This is a genomic window from Anaerolineales bacterium, from assembly GCA_015075725.1.
GTDB lineage: Bacteria > Chloroflexota > Anaerolineae > Anaerolineales > Villigracilaceae > Villigracilis.
In genome coordinates this window covers 214179-233202 of the sequence record JABTTV010000001.1, presented here as the reverse complement: position 1 = coordinate 233202, position 19024 = coordinate 214179, and the positions used below count along the sequence as shown (strand labels likewise).

Here is a 19024-nt window from a genome sequence, read left to right as displayed (position 1 = left end):
AGAAGAAATAGAAAGCCGATTTGAGTTGTACCAATATCCCATTCAAAATCTACTAGGAGAAGATGATGAAAAAAATAGCATGGTTTTTGACCCTACTTGTTGCGCTCTCGCTTGTTTTGAGCGCGTGCGGCGCTCCCGCAGAAACACCGGCGGAGGAACCTGCCGCGACGGAAGCAATGACTGAAGCCCCCACTGAAGCTGCAACTGAAGAAGTCCCTGCCGAACCCTTCCGGGTGGCGGTCGTAATGCCGAGTGCGATCAATGACCTGGCGTTCAGCCAGAGCATGTACGATGCCCTCATGCGCATTCAAGAGGAAATGGGCGGACCTGAAATGTTCGAGGTCGTGTATTCCGAAGGTATGTTCGTGGTGGATGATGCTGCTGCGGCGATCCGCGACTATGCCTCGCAGGGTTTCGACCTTGTGATCGCACACGGCTCGCAGTATGGTTCCTCTCTGCAGGAAATCGCCCCCGATTTCCCTGAAACCAGTTTTGCCTGGGGCACCACATTGGATACGTTCGACCAGCCCAATATTTTTGCCTATGAAGCAGCCTCTCACGAAGGCGGTTATGTCAACGGTGTGATGGCGGCCACATTGAGCACCTCCAAGGTGATCGGCGTTGTGGGTCCCATCGAGACCGGTGATGCAAAACTGTATGTGGACGGGTTCAAAGCTGGCGTTGCTGCGACCGATCCCACCGTTCAGGTGAACGTGAACTACATCGGTTCGTTCTCCGACGTTGCGCTTGCCTCTGAAGCCGCGACGACTCACATCTCCGCTGGAGCCGATGCGTTGACCGGGACCGCCCAGATGGTCGTGGGTGCGATTGGCAAAGCCGAAGAAGCCGGAGCCCTCTGGTTTGGGACGCAGTCCAATCAGTCCTCCCTGGCGCCGGGTATTGTGGTCGCCAGCCAGGTCTATCACTGGGAAGTGGCTCTCAAAGAAATGATCGCCTTGATCAAGGAAGGCACGTTGGGCGGCCAGTCCTTCACCGCCAATCTTGAGAATGGAGGCGAAGTGATTGAATTCAACCCCGAGTACGATCTTCCTGCCGATGCCAAAGCCCTGGCGGAACAGACCATCCAGGGAATCGTCGACGGAACAATCACGATCACTCTTCCGTAAACTGCAATAACGATCAGGCTTCGGGAGTCTGGAAAGGCTCCCGAAGCCATCCGAACAGGATGCTCCCATGACCGACCGAGAGAACAAGCTTCCATCAGGACGAGCCCGCATCGACAGCCTCGAAATGCGCGGAATCACCAAACGATTCCCTGGTGTGCTTGCCAGCGACCATGTTGACTTCGACGTGAAATCCGGTGAGGTGCATGCCTTGCTTGGTGAGAACGGCGCGGGCAAAAGCACGTTGATGAAGATTCTCTACGGCTTGTATCACCCGGATGAAGGCGAAATCCTGTTGAATGGCAAGCCTGTCAGCATTGCATCCCCCAACGATTCGATCGGACTTGGCATCGGCATGATCCATCAGCATTTCATGCTTGTACCCACGCTGACGGTTGCTGAAAATGTCGCTCTCGGGTTGCCATCCACCCGCGGATTCATGACCGACCTCGACCAGGTTTCAAAACGCATTCTTGAATTGGCAAAGATATACGGCTTGAAGATCGATCCGGAGGCCTACATTTGGCAGTTGTCGGTGGGGCAGCAGCAGCGTGTGGAGATCATCAAAGCCCTGTATCGCGGCGCGGCGTTGCTCATCCTCGACGAGCCGACGGCTGTCCTCACCCCGCAGGAAGTGGACGAGTTGTTCGTCATCATGCGGCAAATGGTGAAGGACGGGCATGGACTTATTTTCATTTCTCATAAACTGCACGAAGTGGTCGAGATCAGCAACCGCGTCACCGTGCTGCGCGACGGACGAAAGATCGGCACGCGGCCAACATCCGAAGTCACCAAACAGGACCTTGCCAACTGGATGGTCGGGCGCGAGGTGGGGTTAATTCCCGACCGCGGCGTTGTCGATCGCGGCGAAGCGCGCCTCGAACTCAATAACATTTCCTGCAGTAGTGACCGCGGCACCCCCGGCTTGCGGGGCGTCACCCTGGAAGTTTGCTCCGGCGAGATTTTGGGAATCGCGGGTGTATCGGGCAACGGTCAACGCGAGCTCGCCGAAGTCATCGCCGGTTTGCGGAAAGCCGCCAGCGGGCAGGTTATTCTTGAAGGGCAGGATGTTACAGGTCTGCCTCCTGCCGCGCGCACAGACCGGATGCTATCCTACATTCCGGAGGAGCGGATGCGCGACGGCGTGATCAGGGAATTCACCGTCGCCGAAAATATGGTCCTGCGCGAACATGAAAAACGACCTTACTCGCGCGTGGGATTTCTCAATCTTGGCGAAATTTCCCGTCATACTGATGAATTGATAAAAAGATTTCAGGTCAAGACACCCTCACGCGACACGCTCGCGAAGAATCTATCGGGCGGAAACATCCAAAAAGTGGTGTTGGCACGCGAGATCAGCCGCGCGCCGCGCGTCGTTATCGCCGCCCAGCCCACACGCGGACTTGACATTGGCGCAACGGAATACGTCCGCGAACAATTGCTCGAACAACGCCGCAACGGTGTTGCCATCATGCTCATCTCGGAAGACCTCGATGAGATCCTCGCACTCTCTGACCGCATCGCAGTGTTATACGAAGGACGAGTAATGGATATCGTTCCGCGCGAACACGCCACGCCCGAAAAACTCGGCTTGTTGATGGCGGGCGTCCATCTTGAAGAGAGTGCTTCTGTTGTAAAATAACGAAACAATTTATCCATTGGTTCGGTGGTCGTGGCAAGGTAGTCGAAGATCCCGCACAGCAGGACCCACGGCGTTGGGCGTTCAAACCCATCGAAAAGCGCCGCCGTTCATTTTGAAAGGACACCACCCATGAACCTTTGGCAGGAATACAAACGTCCTGTCTCCGTCACGGAGGCAGTCCAGGCGCTTGCATCGGCGGCCGGTCCCGCGTTGCCTCTTGCGGGCGGCACGGATTTGTTGCTCGATCTGAAACAGGGACGTCACACCCCCGTTCATACTTTAGTCGACCTTACTTTCATTCCCGAGATGTCTGCGCTCGAGGTAAGAGGGGATTTGCTTTTTATCGGCGCCGCCGTTCCGGTCAATCGCGTCGCACTGGACCCGCTGACTGCGGCGCACGCCCAGGCATTGGTCGAAGCCTGTAACTTGATCGCCGGTCCGCAAGTACGCAATACCGCCACCCTGGGCGGAAATGTCGCGCATGCCCTCCCCGCCGCAGACGGGACCATCGCGCTTACAGCATTGAACGCCAAAGCCGAAATTGCAAGCGTTACCGGCACAAAGCGAATGCCCCTCACTTCACTTTTTGCCGGACCCGGAAAATCCGCCATCGACAAAACAAAGGAAATAATCGTTGGCTTCTACCTGCCGCTTTCCACTCCCCATAGTGCTTCATGTTTCAAACGTATCATGCGTCCGCAGGGAGTTGCCCTTCCCATTTTGAATTGCGCCGTCTGGCTCGAACGGGATGGCGATATCGTTAGCGACATCCGCATCGCGATTGGTCCGGGCGGTTCCACTCCCTTCCGCGCCAACGAGGCCGAGGGTCTCTTAAAAGGTAAAACCCTTACCGAAGAGACATTCGATCTTACATTGGATGCCCTGCTCGCCCAAGCCAAATTCCGTGACTCTGCCCGCCGCGCCAGCGCCGAATACCGCCGTCACATCGTCGGCGGCTTGTTCAAGGATGTACTTTACACCGCGTGGAGCAGAGCATAATTATTCGTAGGGCGGGTTTTCAACCCGCCATATCTGGATGTGCAAAAATGTCAGGCTGAAAGCCTGACCTACAGAACGACACAGGATATATAAACAATGACCAATCAATTTTCCCTTACTGTTAATGGCAAATCCTACACTGTAGATGCCGTCCCCAGCGAGACATTATCCACGCTCCTGCGCGAGCGGCTGAGGCTGACCGGCACCAAGATCGGCTGTAATGAAGCGGAATGCGGCGCCTGCACTGTCCTCGTGGACGGCGAGCCGATGATGTCCTGTGTCTATCCCGCCGAGCGCGCGAGTGGGAAAACCATCGTGACCATCGAAGGGCTTGCGGATCTCAGCCCCAGCCCTTCTCCTGAAAGGAGAGGGGGGCAGTTGCATCCTTTGCAGGAAGCCTTCGTAGAGCACGGCGCTGTCCAATGCGGATTCTGCATTCCCGGGCAGATCATGACGGCATATGCCCTGCTCAAGCGCAACTCCAATCCAACAAATGCAGACATCCGCTTTGCATTGAAGGATACGCTTTGCCGATGCGCGGGTTATCCATCCATTGAAAGTGCCATCCTTGCCGCTGCTGAATCTTTGCGGACTGGCCAACCCGTAAAACCGCCAGCTCATATCCCCGATTCGATTCACGAGCACAAGACCGTCGGGCATAAACATCTGCGTCCCGAAGCCGTGGAAAAAGTGACCGGCGAAGCCATCTACACCGACGACCTGAAATTCGACGGCATGTTGTATGCCAAGGTAAAACGCGCCATGAATCCGCACGGCTTTTTGAAGAATCTCGATATCGCCAAAGCCAAAGCCCTGCCCGGTGTGGCGGCGGTTTTAACCGCGCAAGACGTCCCGGCCGAAAAGAATCACGGACTGGTCATCTACGACTGGCCCGTCATGGTGGGAGTCGGCGAACGTGTGCGATACGTTGGTGATGCACTTGCCATCGTGGCCGCAGAAAGCCAGGAGATCGCCGAACAGGCCGCGGCGTTGATCGAGGCGGAGTTCGACCTCCAGCCCGTCATCACGAATCCTGTCATGGCTCGTCAGGTGGATGTTCCACAGATCCATGAAAAGGGGAATCTGTTGAAACATATCAAAGTCCGTAAAGGTGATATGGAGAAGGGCTTTGCCTCGGCGGATGTGATCCTTGAACACACATTCCATACGCAAACGACCGACCACGCTTTCATCGAACCGGAGTGCAGTATCGCCGTGCCTCTCGCGGACGGCCGCATGGAAATTTACGTCGGTTCGCAGATTCCATATCAAGACCGCACGCAGGTCGCGCGGGTGATGGGGTGGGAAGAGGAACGCGTAAGGATTGTCGGTCAGTTGATGGGTGGCGGTTTTGGCGGCAAGGAAGATGTGATGGGGCAGATCCATGTTGCCATGCTTGCGGCGGCAACAAAACGTCCGGTGAAGCTGCTCTTTGACAGGCATGAAAGTTTGCTTGTCCATCCGAAACGGCACGCCACGCAGATTCGAGTCAAGATCGGCGCGAAGAAAGATGGAAGACTCGTCGCCTGCGAAACGGAACTGTACGGCGATACCGGCGCGTATGCCTCTCTTGGCGAAAAAGTGATGACTCGCGCCACGACTCATTCAGCAGGACCGTACGATATCGAACACGTCCGCGCGGATTGTTTTGCCATGTACACCAACAACCCGCCTTCAGGCGCGTTCCGCGGTTTCGGTGTGACCCAATCCGCTTTTGCGGTCGAGTCCATGATGGATAAACTTGCTGAATCTTTGAACATCGATCCGGTTGAATTGCGTCGTATCAATGCCTTGCATGTCGGGAGCATCACCAATACCGGGCAGGAATTGAAAGAGTCTGTCGGCTTGATGGAATGCATCGATCGCGTGGATGCCGAGATGCGAAAACATGACCCGCATCCATTCGCGCCGAAAGTTGACCCTTCCAATCCGGACATTGTCCGCGCCTGGGGTTTTGCCGCCGCTTATAAGAACACAGGTTTGGGCGGAGGTGCACCCGATATTTCGGGCGCGGATGTTGAACTCTATGCAGACGGAACGTTTCAGGTCCGCAGTTCAGCCGCCGAGTTGGGACAGGGACTCGTCACCGTCATGCGCCTGACCGTTGCCGAAGAAATGGGCGTCGAGCCGGATCAAGTCCGCGTGCTGGTGATGGATACGGATTTGACTCCCAATGGCGGCCCCACAACCGCGTCCCGCCAGACCTTCGTGACAGGCAACGCCTCGCGCTATGCGGCAAAAACCCTGCGTGACGAGATCGCCGCTTCCATGGCGGAGAAATTCGACATCCGTCCTGAAAAGATTCGCTTTGAAGGGGGCGTGGTTCATGTCAACGGACACTCGATGACCTATGCCGAGGTCTATAAAGAAATGACCGCAATGGGACAGCATCCGCGCGTGCGCTATGAATACGAAGCGCCCAAAACACAACCCCTCGGCACGGGCGGAGATATGCACTTTGCATTTTCCTTCGGCGTTCAAGCCGCTGAAGTGGAGGTGAATAAACTTACCGGCGAAGTGAGCGTCTTGAAAGTCATCTCCGCGAATGACGTGGGCATGGCGATCAATCCGCTCGGCTTGCAGGGGCAGGTCGAAGGCGGCGTGATGATGGGACTCGGCAACTGCATCACGGAAGAATTCATTGTGGAAAACGGAAATGTCGTCACTGACCGTTTAGCCCGCTACCGTATGCCGGGAATCATGCTTACCCCGGAGATCACATCCATCATCGTCGAGCACCCGATTGCCTCGGGACCTTACGGCGCAAAAGGCGTCGGCGAGATCTCGTCGATTCCCACCACGCCTGCGATCACGAATGCGATTTACAACGCAGTCGGAGTCCGTGTGGATAAATTGCCCGTAGACCAGGAGATGATCGCAAGGGAACTGTGGATGCGCGAGAGTGCGGCGAGTTCGTGAATTGTATAAGCGGAATGACCATTAATACGAAAGTTGGATGGTTCTTTCATCCCCCGGCAAGGATTACCTTATCTTTGCCCGTCTGTTTCCCTTTTTTCAAAGCGCCTTCCGCAATCTCAACCAGCGCATCGGCGCTCGTTCCGTGAATTGGATATGAAGCGATCCCAATGGTGATGCTCGTCGGGTATTGCCAGGTTTTCGAAGCCTCCCGTATCGCCCCGCAGACGCGATTACCCACAACCTCGGCTGCCGCAATGGGTGTACCGGGCAAGATCGCCAGGAACTCATCCCCTGTGCGCCAGCGGGCGACGAAGTCGCCGGGTCGTAATTTCTCGCTCAGGATCGCGCTGATTCTTTGGATCATTTCGTCTCCCGCCGCATAACTTATGTTGTTATAGCGGGTCAGACCGTCACCATCCATGAGCATGATGGAAAAAAGGGTTTTCTCTGAGAGTTGTTGTTCGATCTTTAACAGGGCGGCGCGCATATTCGGCAGACCGGAGATCGGATCAAGGTAGGATGCCTTCTGCCAGACATCGATAACCTGTCCCATCTGGATCACGCGGTAGATCGCCTGGTTCGCGATGTGCCGGAGGACGCTTACCGAACGACGGGCTTTTTCCTGGCTCTGTTCTTTTAATTGCCCCGTGGCTCTGATCAAATTTCCCGCCGAAAAGATATTGATCGTTCTGTCCTTGCTGCTTTTCACATCCAGAATGGCTTCCCAAAGATGGAACATGACATCGTTTGGGGTCAACTCTCTGGCCGAGTCGAAATGGATCAGCGCCATACCGGCGGGCGGCGAAGGGATTCCAAGTTGTTCGCCCTCGCGGTTCAGGCGGTTGAACAACCTGTTGAGCTGTCGTTCGTATTCTGTATGTGTGCCTCCGGTTAGAATCACTGCAAAGTCATCGCCGCCGGTCCGGAAGACGGGTGAGGCGCATTCTTCGCGCAGGGCAATCCCCGCCCAATGAATGACAGTGTCGCCATAGGCGTGTCCTTTTTGCTCGTTCAGAAGAGCCAGATAGTTCAGGTCCACATACAGGATTGAAAAAGGCTGACGCCCCTTTTGTGTCGATAATTGGTCGAGGGTTTCTATAAAGCTAAGGAAATTATGACACCCGGTTAGGGGATCTAGGCGATATATATCAGAGGTGAATGTCGTCATTGGCTTACTCCCATTACATGCATCTTTACAAAGTATAGCGGTTTTTCTTCGAAATTCAACCCGGGTTATCAAAATTGAAATCGACATTCGCGCAAAGATGGCTCGAACGATATGAAAGCGTCCCCATCGCCCACATCGGGTAAAATAACGCAACAAAGAGGAATATCATGAGCAAATTCAACGGTTATCGCTGCTCGATCTGTGGCGCCGAGTACCTTCCCGGCCAGGTCACCTATACCTGCCCGAAGGATGGCGGCAATCTGGATGTCGTTCTCGACACAGAATCCATCCGCAAAAAATTCCAGCCCGAAGATATCACCTCCCGGACGGAAGCCTCGCTTTGGAGGTACCTGCCCCTTCTGCCGGTCAATGAACCCGCAGGGGATTCCACGCCCTTGCACGCCTCCGGCTGGACCCCGGTCTTTGCCCTGCCGCGATTGGCTGAAAAACTTCACCTCAAACATCTCTGGCTCAAGGACGAATCTCGTAACCCAACCGCATCCTTCAAGGATAGGGCAAGCGCTGTGGTTGTGACCCGCGCTCAGGAGATCAAATCCGAGGTTGTCGTCACGGCTTCGACGGGAAACGCGGGCGCGGCCCTGGCAGGCATGGCGGCTGCGGTGGGACAGAAAGCGGTCATTTTTGCTCCCAAGAACGCTCCGCAAGCAAAGGTGGCGCAATTGCTTGTCTTTGGCGCAAAGGTCATTCTCGTGGACGGGACCTATGACGATGCCTTTGATCTCACGATAAAAGCCGCAAATGAGTTTGGCTGGTATTGTCGCAACACCGGCTATAACCCGTTCACCCTCGAAGGGAAAAAGACCGCCGCCTTCGAGATCTGGGAATGGTGGATCGCAGCCCATCGCGACTGGCACAAGAAAGACAGCGCCTTGGACAATCACCCGCCTTTGACTGTCCTGGTCTCGGTGGGTGATGGAAACATCATCTCGGGCATCCATAAGGGATTTAAAGATCTGCTCGCGCTGGGATGGATTCCCAACATGCCGCGCATCATCGGCGTGCAGGCGGAAGGTTCCGCGGCGATTGCCAACGCCTTTAAAGCCGGGACCGAGACCATCACACCGGTTTCCGCCAATACGCTTGCCGACAGCATTTCAGTAGACCTGCCGAGGGATGGTGTGCGCGCGGTACGCGCTGCTCAACACACGAATGGGACGTACGTCACTGTCCCGGACGATGAGATCATCAAAGCCATCGCGGAACTCGGTACGATGGGGGTCTTTGCCGAACCGGCTGGGGCGACAGCATATGCCGGATTGGTGAAGGCGACAAGCCAGGGCGTGGTCGGAGGCGACGATCCCGTCGTGGTGATGAACACCGGCAGTGGCTTGAAAGACGTCCGCGCGGCATTGCAGGCGGTGACATCCGCTCCCGTGATCGAGCCAACCCTTGAAGCGGTGAAAAAATTACTATGAGGAAACGAACCGATCAATGGAGCATGCCCTTCCGTTATACGATGGGGGTCATTATTTTCATATGTATTGCGGCGTTCCTGATCTATGCGGGGGAGGCGGTAAAGATGTTTGTGATCGCCGCTTTCGCCGCGTATTTGATCAGCCCGGCGGTGACCTTCTTGATGGAACGCACCCGGCTCTCCCGCACAGCCGCGGTCAACATTGTTTATTTTTCCGCGTTGATCCTGCTGGTCGGCATCCCAGCCACGCTGACCCCGATCTTCTTCGACGAGATTCAACTTGTCGCGCAGGACGTACTCGAACTTTCAGCAGAACTTAGCGGATTCCTCTCCAGTCCGATCCAGATGGGCGGGCTCGTTTTGCATCTCGAACAGGTGGGCGAAAGTCTGGCGCATATCAAGGACAATATCCTGACGCCGATCCCCGAAGAAGCGCTCAAACTCCTTGAAACCACTTCCATCAATGTATTGTGGTTTTTGATCATTCTCGTCACCGTGCATCTTTTGATGTCGGAATGGCCCCGCATTCGCAACTGGCTTATCCAACTCGCGCCCGAAGAGTACCAGGATGAGATGGGTGAGTTGTACGGCCGCTTGCGCTATGTTTGGATGGCCTACCTGCGAGGACAGATCGTGTTGATGGTGGTGGTGGGTGTTGTCTTTACGATCGCCTGGGCGGCGATCGGTATTCCCGGCGCGTTGGTGCTCGGTGTGATCGCCGGGCTTTTTACCCTGGTTCCGGATGTCGGTCCGACCTTGGCGGCGGCAATTGCCATCGGCGTTGCCCTTCTGGAAGGTTCGACCTGGATTCATATCTCTCCCGACCCGACGGTGAATAAACTTTTTGTGGGCGGCATTACCTTCGTGACGTATCTTATCCTGATCAACGCCAAAAATTTCTTTGTGCGTCCCATCATTTACGGGCGCAGTCTGCACATGAACGAAGCGTTGATCTTCGTCGCGATTCTTTCCGCCACCATTTTGTGGGGCATCATGGGAGCGCTATTGATCGTTCCGCTTATGGCGTCGATAGCGGTGATCATGGAATATTTGCGCCGCCGCATTCTAGGGATACCGCCGTTCGTCGATTCCGGGGAAACGCAGTTTCAGGCTCCGCCGGAGAAATTGCAAAAAAAGGCTCTCTTCCCGCGTAAAGGCAGACAGAAAAAAGATAACCCATGAATATCACCTATTCGATCATCGCACCTATCTTCAATGAGATCGACAACCTTCCCGAACTATACCGCCGGGTAAAAGAAGTGATGGATTCCAACGGGGAGCCCTGGGAATTCATTCTTGTGGATGATGGTTCGAGCGACGGCTCCACCGATAAGATTCGCCAACTGGCGGCGAAGGACAAAACGATCCGCCCGGTCATCTTCGCGCGCAACTTCGGTCATCAGGTGGCCATCACAGCCGGGTGGGATTATGCGCGTGGCGACGCCATAATCATCATCGATGCGGACCTGCAGGACCCGCCGGAGGTCATCCTTGACCTTGCGAAGAAATGGAAGGAGGGATACGAGGTTGTCTATGCGGTGCGAGGCGAACGCGAAGGTGAATCCATCTTCAAGCTGTGGACCGCATCCATCTTTTACCGTTTGATTTACCGCATCACCGATGTGAAGATTCCCGTCGACACCGGCGACTTCCGCCTGATGGACAGGAAAGTGGTCAATGTGCTGAAAAAGATGAAAGAGCGCCACCGCTTCCCGCGTGGTATGTCGGCATGGGTTGGCTTCAAACAGATCGGTGTCAATTACAAACGCGCCGCCCGCCACGCCGGTGTGACGAAATATCCTTTCCGCAAGATGCTCAAACTTGCGGTCAATGCAATCACGGGATTTTCCTATTTACCCCTGCAAGTGGCGACGTTCTTCGGTTTCATTTCGGCAGGCCTCGCCATCCTGGCCATCCCCATCGTGGTTTACATGCGTATTGCCGGTTCCCAGGCGTTCTTCGGTCAGGCCACAACCCTTATCGCAGTCCTTTTCCTCGGCGGCGTACAGTTGATCTCGCTCGGCATCCTGGGTGAATACATCGGGCGACTTTACGATGAAGCGAAGGGAAGACCGCTTTATATCGTCCGCGAGGCACCGGAGGATTAATTGAGTCGTTTGTGACCCAGGATCGGTCGTTGGACGTTCTGTTTGCGTTCAACGACTTTTTTATCCCGCCAATATAAACCTTCGATCCATAACCTTCAACCATCCCCATGTCCCTTTCCTTTCTCAAAGACCGCGCCTTTCTGCGCGAGATGCTCACGATTGCATTGCCCATATCATTCCAACAATTGATCAACGCATCGCTCAACATGATCGATGTCATCATGGTGGGGCAGTTGGGTGAAACGTCCATCGCCGCCCTCGGACTTTCCAACCAGGTCTTTTTCGTTTTCATCCTGTTGCTTTTCGGTCTCACCAGTGGCATGGCGATCTTTACCGCCCAATTTTGGGGGAAACAGGAGGTCGAACCGATCCGCAAAGTCCTGGGGATGAGCGTTCTCGCCGCCTCGATAATCGGGATATTCTTTACGCTTGCCGCGGTCCTTGCCCCGCACTTTGTGCTTGGTTTATATACGAACGACGCTGAAGTTATTGAGATCGGTGCATCCTATCTCCGCATCGTCGGGCTTTCCTACATCCCCGTCGCCATCGCCACTTCGTATATCGCCGTATTGCGCAGCATCCAGCTTGTGAAACTGGCTGTCATTGCCACCATCTCGGCTTTGATATTCAAAACGATCCTCGGATACCTCCTGATCTTCGGGATAGGTGGATTGCCCGCCCTCGGCGTGCGCGGAGCCGCAATCGGCACCGCCTCCGGCTGGACCTTGGAACTGATTCTCCTAATCGTACTTATCTACACTCAAAAGACCCCCCTCGCCGCCAACCCGCTTGCGTTTTTCACCTTCGACCTTTCTTTCTTTGCCCGCGTTCTCAAGACGACCCTGCCTGCCCTCGCCAACGAAATGTTCTGGTCACTCGGCATCACCACATACAACGCCATCTATGCCCATATCGGTACGGATTCCATCGCCGCGATCAACATAAACGCCACGATAGAAGAACTTGCCTTTGTCGTATTCATGGGGCTTGGCAATGCCTGCGCCGTCATGGTCGGCAACCGCATCGGTGCGGGAAAAATGGATGACGCCTATGAAACTGTTCGGCGCGTCGTCATTCTCAGCGTCCTTTCCGCCTGGATGGTCGGCCTGGCTGTCATCTTGATCCGAAGCCTTGTCGTTGGGTTATATGATCTCTCCCCAAGCGGCGAGTATAACGTCCGCATGTTGATGCTGGTAATGGGTCTGGCGCTGTGGGTTCGTATATTCAATTTTGTCACTTTCATTGGCGCATTGCGCGCGGGGGGCGATACCCGCTTCGCCTTGATCATGGAAATCTGCTCGATCTGGCTTATTGGTGTGCCTGCTGCATATACCGGCGCATTTGTCCTGAAACTACCTGTTTATTACGTTTACCTAATGGTGGTTTTGGAGGAACTCGTAAAGGTTTTCGTCAGCGCATGGCGGATCCGGTCGCGCAAATGGATTCACGACCTGGTAAATGGATAGTTCAAATAGTCGAATATGCGAAAGAAATCCGACCTTTGTTTTCAAATCGTTGTTTCATATCGGGGAAAATGTAAATGAACTAGGATTTCTCGTAACTGATTTATAGAACATTCCTGCTAAGTTTATAAAGTCACTGATTTTTCCAAAAAGGCGGAATAAGGATCTGGAAATTCCGGCGAACCCATACACTCCTACACTTGGCCATCGCCCCTCAATAGTTTGTGGCACAATCACTTCTTCGATTTGGCAGGTAACCTCGTTTGTGTTATTATTCGACCGCATCGCGGAATTATTTCTCTCGGAGGAATCTGTTGGGAAAAGTTGTATTATTGATCGATGATGACCCAGATGTGGGGCGGCTTGTGGAACTCATCTTAAGCCCGATGGACCTTACAGTCTACCAAGCTTTTACCGGTTTGGATGGTTTACGAAGATCGTACGAGTTGCACCCCGACCTTGTGATCTTGGATGTCATGATGCCGGACTTGAATGGGTTTGAAGTCGGTATTCGACTCCGCGAAATGTCCAGCGTTCCCATCTTGATGTTGACAGCATACTCAAATGAGAAGGAAATGTTACGCGGGTTCAGCGTAGGAGTGGATGACTTTGTAAGGAAACCCTTCAATAAAAACGAACTGGAAGCTCGTGTCCGCGCCTTAATTCGTCGATCCGCACCTCGTAAAGCTTCATCCTCAATTCCGTATGTTCGTGCCTACGAAGATCCAATTTTGATGGTTGATTTGTCATCGCAGACCGTAAAGATTAAAGGCAAAGTGGTCGACTTGACACCACGAGAATACAGTCTGCTTGCATATTTGGTCCGCCAGCAGGGGAAACTCGTCTCGAAGCGTGAGTTGGCGAGAGAAGTATGGGGTGACCAGACACCATCGGGTATTTCCAACACTGCCTTATATGTGTTTTATTTGAGGAAAAAAATCCAGGATGGGGAGCACGGGCACAGATATATCCAGACCCAATGGGGTAGGGGGTACTGGTTCGAACCGAGGGAAGGGAACTAGACGGCTTAAGCGGGGGTTAATAAAAATCAAATGAAAATCAAAAAATTATAAAAAATTATACCATTACCATATGGAAGTCATATGGATGACTGAGAGGTTATTCGCAGCTATCCATAGATATGAGACTACTATATGGACCTTCAACACTATTTCAACGTACTCTGGCGACGAAAATGGATAATTTTGTTAGTCACCGCAATTGTCCTCATCGTTACCGTAGTTGGACAGAGGCAGATAACGCCTCTTTATACCTCTACGGCTGTCATTCGTCTCGCATTGTCGCAAAGCCTTACACAAAATTCCCAAATCTATAACTATAACACTCAACTGATGAATACTTTCGTCGCGTTAGCCACAAGCCGCCCGGTTCTTTTGGAGCTTGCGGATCGATTGGATCTGAGACCTCTCCCTCTTATCGAAGTAACGGTTGTTTCCAATACCGAACTAGTCAGAATTACTACAACTGACTCTGATCCCGAAATTGCGCAATTGACGAGCAATACCCTAGTTGAGTTATTGATCGAAAAGAACAGCCAACTATTTGCGGGAAATGGGGTGCTTCCTTCTTCGATACTTTCGGAACAAGTCAAAAACGCGCGGATCGAATTGGAGAAAGTTCGTAGCCAGTATGCTACCCTTGCTGCAATCACTCCCACTGCCACCGGCCAACCTTCGAGTATTGAAAATCAGTTAACGACGACGAATGCGCTCGTACAAGAAAAACAAAGAACCTATGAAATCCTGTTGCGGGAATACGAGGAAGCCCAATTGCGTGAGACCTTGGCACAGGGCATAGTGACATTGGTGGAGGAAGCACCTTTGCCAAGGATTCCGTCCCAACCGAGAACCTCCCTTAATTACACCATCGCATTGTTGGCGGGGCTATTAGGTGGTGTGATGCTTGCGTTTATTTTCGAAAATACAGACAGACGCCTTTATAAAGTCGAAAATATCAAAGCTCTAGTACCTCAAATTCCTGTAATTGCAACACTGCCTCATGCAAACCGTAAACAATTATCGTTTTCCACCCGTCAAACTTCCGCGTATGCAGAGGCTATTCGCTTGTTAGCGGCGCATATGCATTTGGGAAGCCAAGGGACGAAACAAGGTGTGGTTGTACTAGCCGGTGCGGAATCCGGACAGGGGACTTCCCTGGTTGTTGCGCATCTCGGCTTTGCTCTTGCAGAGCAAGGGCGAAATGTTGTAATTGTCGATGGGAATGGACGAAATCCTTCCATGCACAATTTCTTCGGCCTTTCGAATGATAAGGGGGTGATGGATTTAGTTACTGGAAAAGCGGAAATGAAGGATGCAATCCAAAAGACTGGAAAAAAGAACCTCTCTTTTATCGCATTTGGCCCTCGACCCGACGAGCCTTTCTTCATTCAAGATACCTCGGCTGGATTAATGATTAAGTTCCTAAGGCAGAAATTTGATTATGTGTTGATGGAAGTTCCTCCTCTTAATTTTGCAGACATGGCTTCTATAGCGCCATCTGCTGACGAAATTGTCATGGTCGCGCGTTGTGCTCATATCAGGCGCGATACCCTCAAATCGGCTGGCGACTTCCTCTCCCGGTTTACAGACAAGCAGCTGGGGTTGATTATTAATGAAGCTGATACACGGAATTTTTCCTATTAACCAGGCTTGTCGAAAGGATTAATAAGATGCAAAATCAACTCGAATTAGAACAGGTTCGAAAACCAGGAGTAAGTTTGGGATTACTCCTGCGTGATGGGCATTTTCCTTACTATTTTTTCAAGCGCATTGTAGACATGCTGATTGCTGGAAGTTTGTTGATTCTCTTATCGCCTGTTATGGCGTTGATATCGATCCTGATCTATGTGTATTCCCCCGGCCCGGTTTTCTTTAAACAAGTGCGTGTTGGAGCAAAAAGGGTTCGCCGTGGCAATACTTACCATTGGGAACGGGAAAATTTCACATTATATAAGTTTCGTACCATGAAGGTTAATGTAAATGAAGCCGTGCATAAAGCATATGTACAGGCTCTAATCCAAAATGACCGTCAAAAAATCAGGGAAATCCAGGGTGAAAAAGCTCAGGTTCGAAAACTTACGAACGATCCACGGATAATCTTGCCTGGCAGATTTCTCAGAAAATTCAGCCTTGATGAGCTTCCTCAATTTTGGAACGTTTTACGCGGTGATATGAGTCTAATTGGTCCCCGTCCGGCTCTGCCATATGAAGTGGAAGTCTACATGCCCTGGCACTTGCAACGGTTGGAAGCACAGCCTGGCATTTCCGGGCTTCAGCAGGTGACTGCACGTTGCACAGCAGATTTCGACGAACAGGTAAGACTTGATTTGGAATATATCAAAAATCGATCACTCTGGCAGGATTTCAAGATCGCGTTTAAAACCCCTTTTATGATTTTATCTACCAAAGGGGCGGGATAAATGCTTGTAAAAGGAGAAAACGCTATGAAGACTATCAAGGTGGGTCTTATCGGATATGGATATTGGGGGCCAAACCTGGCAAGAAACTTTTTTGACCTGCCATCCGCCGAGTTGATCGCGATCGCTGATCTAAGGGAAGATCGGTTGCTACGGGCACGCTCCTTTTACCCGGAGATTCGAACGACAACGGATTATAACGAATTGTTCACTATGGATTTGGATGCGGTCATTGTATCTGTTCCGCCAATTCTGCACTACTCTGTTGCAAAGAAATGTCTGGAGAACGGTTTGCATGTTCTGATCGAAAAACCAATGACGCAGAATAGCGAACAGGCCGAAGAGTTGATACAACTGGCTGAGACCAGGGGGCTGACATTGATGGTTGGACATACATTTATATATAACTCCGCGGTCATCGCCTTGAAAAAATATATCGACAGCGGGGAACTTGGAGATATTTACTATATCGACACGGCAAGGTTGAACCTAGGTCTGTTTCAGCGCGAATCCAATGTTCTTTGGGATCTCGCCCCGCATGATATTTCCATTATGTTGTATCTTCTCGGTCAAGACCCTGTATCGATAAGCGCATATGGGACGTCATGTGTTTTGGATAATGTATTTGACGTTGCATACATAAACCTGAAATTTCCAAATCAAGTCCCTGCCCACATTCATGTCTCGTGGCTAGACCCCTGTAAAGTACGTCGCATTACCGTCGTTGGTAGCAAGAAGATGATCGTGTTCAACGATATTGAGAATGAACAAAAACTTAAGATCTATGATAAAGGTGTGGATACCCCTGAATATACTGATGGTTATGGGGAATTTCACTATAACTATCGATCTGGCGATATTCTCATACCTAAAGTTCGTGCTGCTGAGCCATTGCGGCAGGAATGCCAGCATTTTCTTGATAGCATCAATAATAATACCCGGCCGGATAGCGATGGTTACAATGGTCTGAAGGTTGTGAAAATCATAGAAGCTGCGGAAAATTCGCTTAAGAATCATTCGAACAAGGAGACCTTTGCATGGGAGCCCCGGAATATGCCCGCATTGCGTCAGATGTAAAACTTGGACGTGACGTTAAGATATATGCATTTGTCAATCTTTATGGTTGCGAAATTGGAGATGACAGTCGCATAGGTACATTTGTCGAGATTCAAAAGGGTGCCAAAATTGGAAAACGTGTGAAGATCTCCAGTCATTCCTTTATCTGTGAAGGTGTGACTATAGCGGACGAGGTATTTATCGGGCATGGTGTAATGTTTATTAACGATAAATATCCGCGATCAACAACCGATACAGGCGAGTTGCAGACCGAAACCGACTGGGAATGTATAGCGACATTGGTGCAAAATCGTGTTTCGATAGGAAGTAATGCCACTATCATGTGTGGTGTTACCATTGGAGAGGGGGCAATGGTAGGGGCTGGAAGCGTTGTTACGCGAGATGTCCCTGCCGGAACAGTCGTGGCGGGAAATCCTGCACGTGTAATCAAGAAAACGAAAAGCGAGGAACGATGAATTCCATTCCATTGATCGACTTATCCATTCAACATAAACATCTCCGTAATGAGATCTCCAGCACTATCTTAAGTGTATTGGACCGGGGCGATTTTATCCTCGGGCAGGATGTGGCTAAGTTCGAAGAAGAATTTGCAGCATACTGCGGAGTGAAGTACGCAATAGGTGTGGATAACGGACTCTCCGCTCTTGAGTTGAGCCTTCGGGCGCTTGGGGTTGGGACCGGACATGAAGTGATTTTGCCGGCTCATACCTTTACAGCGACCGCGGCTGCCATCACGTTTGCGGGAGCAACGCCTGTTTTCGTGGATGTAAATCCTGAGACCTTGACCATTGACGTTGATAAGATTGAGGAAGCAATTACCCCTCGAACTAAAGCTATACTTCCCGTTCATCTTTACGGCCTGCCAGCGGATATGAATGTTGTATTAGGAATTGCTGAAAAATATAACCTGGTTGTGGTTGAGGATGCATGCCAGGCCCATGGTGCGATGTATAAAGGGAATCGCGTTGGCGGACTCGGAAACGCCGCTGGGTTCAGCTTTTACCCTACCAAAAATCTTGGCGCCTGTGGCGATGCGGGGATGGTAACGACGAACGATGCAAAGGTTGCTGAAAAAATTCGTGCTTTGCGCAATTGTGGACAGCGAGTAAAAAATGTTCATGAGGAACATCCGTTTAATCATCGCCTCGACAATCTTCAAGCCGCCATCCTGAGAATAAAGTTGAGATACCTTGATGAATGGATCGCATCGCGCCGGAAACTCGCTGCAGTCTACAATTCGTTATTTGAGGATATCTCTGTGGGAAAACCTGCCGATTTACCAGGATATCAGCATGTATACCACCTCTATGTGATTCGAGTCAAAAATCGCGATTCGTTGCAGGAAGTATTGAAAGATCGCGGAATTGGCACAGCGGTACATTACCCAACTCCAGTCCATCTCCAGCCATACTATTTGAATAACGGAAAATCCAAATTCTCCTGCCCTGTTACTGAAAAACTGGTAGGGGAAATATTATCCCTTCCGATGTATCCGGAACTGACTGAGGAGCAGGTTTCGACGGTTGTTTCAGTGATCAGATCCCTCGAAGTCAAATCAGTGTAGGATTTTCCTTAATCCATGGTTCGAGGATGGATTATTCGACTTAGTGGTAAGCCATCAACGATGTTTTCCAATTTGTGAAAAAAAACCTT

The 19024-nt window shown here is 51.8% G+C and carries 15 protein-coding genes; 14 read left to right on the top strand and 1 reads right to left on the bottom strand.

Annotated features, from left to right (window positions below):
* Positions 1-176 precede the first annotated feature (176 nt).
* From HS100_01045 to HS100_01030, 4 genes are all read left to right on the top strand, one after another.
* Complete coding sequence (locus tag HS100_01045; protein ID MBE7432479.1) at positions 177-1127, top strand: BMP family protein; 951 nt, start codon at positions 177-179, stop codon at positions 1125-1127.
* Between the two features lie 67 nt (positions 1128-1194).
* A complete protein-coding gene (locus HS100_01040) occupies positions 1195-2766 on the top strand; it encodes an ABC transporter ATP-binding protein (GenBank protein MBE7432478.1) in 1572 nt (523 codons plus the stop codon).
* Positions 2767-2895: 129 nt separating this feature from the next.
* Entirely contained in the window at positions 2896-3765 is an 870-nt protein-coding gene (locus HS100_01035; protein MBE7432477.1) for a xanthine dehydrogenase family protein subunit M, read from the top strand.
* Positions 3766-3861: 96 nt separating this feature from the next.
* Positions 3862-6684, top strand: coding sequence for a molybdopterin-dependent oxidoreductase (locus tag HS100_01030; protein MBE7432476.1), 2823 nt, complete (start codon positions 3862-3864; stop codon positions 6682-6684).
* A 46-nt stretch (positions 6685-6730) separates the two neighbouring features.
* On the opposite strand, the gene HS100_01025 is transcribed toward HS100_01030, so the two are convergent.
* The gene (locus HS100_01025; GenBank protein MBE7432475.1) at positions 6731-7852 is read right to left on the bottom strand and encodes a GGDEF domain-containing protein; all 1122 of its coding nucleotides are present in this window, start codon (positions 7850-7852) and stop codon (positions 6731-6733) included.
* 167 nt (positions 7853-8019) lie between these two features.
* On the opposite strand from HS100_01025, the gene thrC reads away from it, so the two are divergent.
* The 10 genes from thrC to HS100_00975 all read left to right on the top strand — a co-directional run bounded on the left by thrC (position 8020) and on the right by HS100_00975 (position 18935).
* Complete coding sequence (gene thrC, locus HS100_01020; GenBank protein MBE7432474.1) at positions 8020-9288, top strand: threonine synthase; 1269 nt, start codon at positions 8020-8022, stop codon at positions 9286-9288.
* Positions 9285-10469: an AI-2E family transporter gene (locus HS100_01015; protein MBE7432473.1), complete on the top strand. Its 1185-nt coding sequence runs from the start codon at positions 9285-9287 to the stop codon at positions 10467-10469. The genes thrC and HS100_01015 overlap by 4 nt, the downstream gene beginning before the upstream one ends.
* Positions 10466-11395: a glycosyltransferase family 2 protein gene (locus HS100_01010; GenBank protein MBE7432472.1), complete on the top strand. Its 930-nt coding sequence runs from the start codon at positions 10466-10468 to the stop codon at positions 11393-11395. The genes HS100_01015 and HS100_01010 overlap by 4 nt, the downstream gene beginning before the upstream one ends.
* Before the next feature lie 107 nt (positions 11396-11502).
* Complete coding sequence (locus tag HS100_01005) at positions 11503-12861, top strand: MATE family efflux transporter (protein MBE7432471.1); 1359 nt, start codon at positions 11503-11505, stop codon at positions 12859-12861.
* A gap of 311 nt (positions 12862-13172) precedes the next feature.
* Complete coding sequence (locus HS100_01000; protein MBE7432470.1) at positions 13173-13880, top strand: response regulator transcription factor; 708 nt, start codon at positions 13173-13175, stop codon at positions 13878-13880.
* A gap of 132 nt (positions 13881-14012) precedes the next feature.
* A complete protein-coding gene (locus HS100_00995; protein ID MBE7432469.1) occupies positions 14013-15521 on the top strand; it encodes a hypothetical protein in 1509 nt (502 codons plus the stop codon).
* Between the two features lie 26 nt (positions 15522-15547).
* Complete coding sequence (locus tag HS100_00990) at positions 15548-16297, top strand: sugar transferase (GenBank protein MBE7432468.1); 750 nt, start codon at positions 15548-15550, stop codon at positions 16295-16297.
* A gap of 24 nt (positions 16298-16321) precedes the next feature.
* Positions 16322-17371 carry a Gfo/Idh/MocA family oxidoreductase gene (locus tag HS100_00985; GenBank protein ID MBE7432467.1) on the top strand — a complete coding sequence of 350 codons (1050 nt, stop codon included), beginning with the start codon at positions 16322-16324 and terminating at the stop codon, positions 17369-17371.
* Entirely contained in the window at positions 17332-17826 is a 495-nt protein-coding gene (locus HS100_00980) for an N-acetyltransferase (protein MBE7432466.1), read from the top strand. The genes HS100_00985 and HS100_00980 overlap by 40 nt, the downstream gene beginning before the upstream one ends.
* Positions 17823-18935, top strand: coding sequence for a DegT/DnrJ/EryC1/StrS family aminotransferase (locus HS100_00975; GenBank protein MBE7432465.1), 1113 nt, complete (start codon positions 17823-17825; stop codon positions 18933-18935). The genes HS100_00980 and HS100_00975 overlap by 4 nt, the downstream gene beginning before the upstream one ends.
* The last annotated feature ends 89 nt before the right edge of the window (positions 18936-19024 follow it).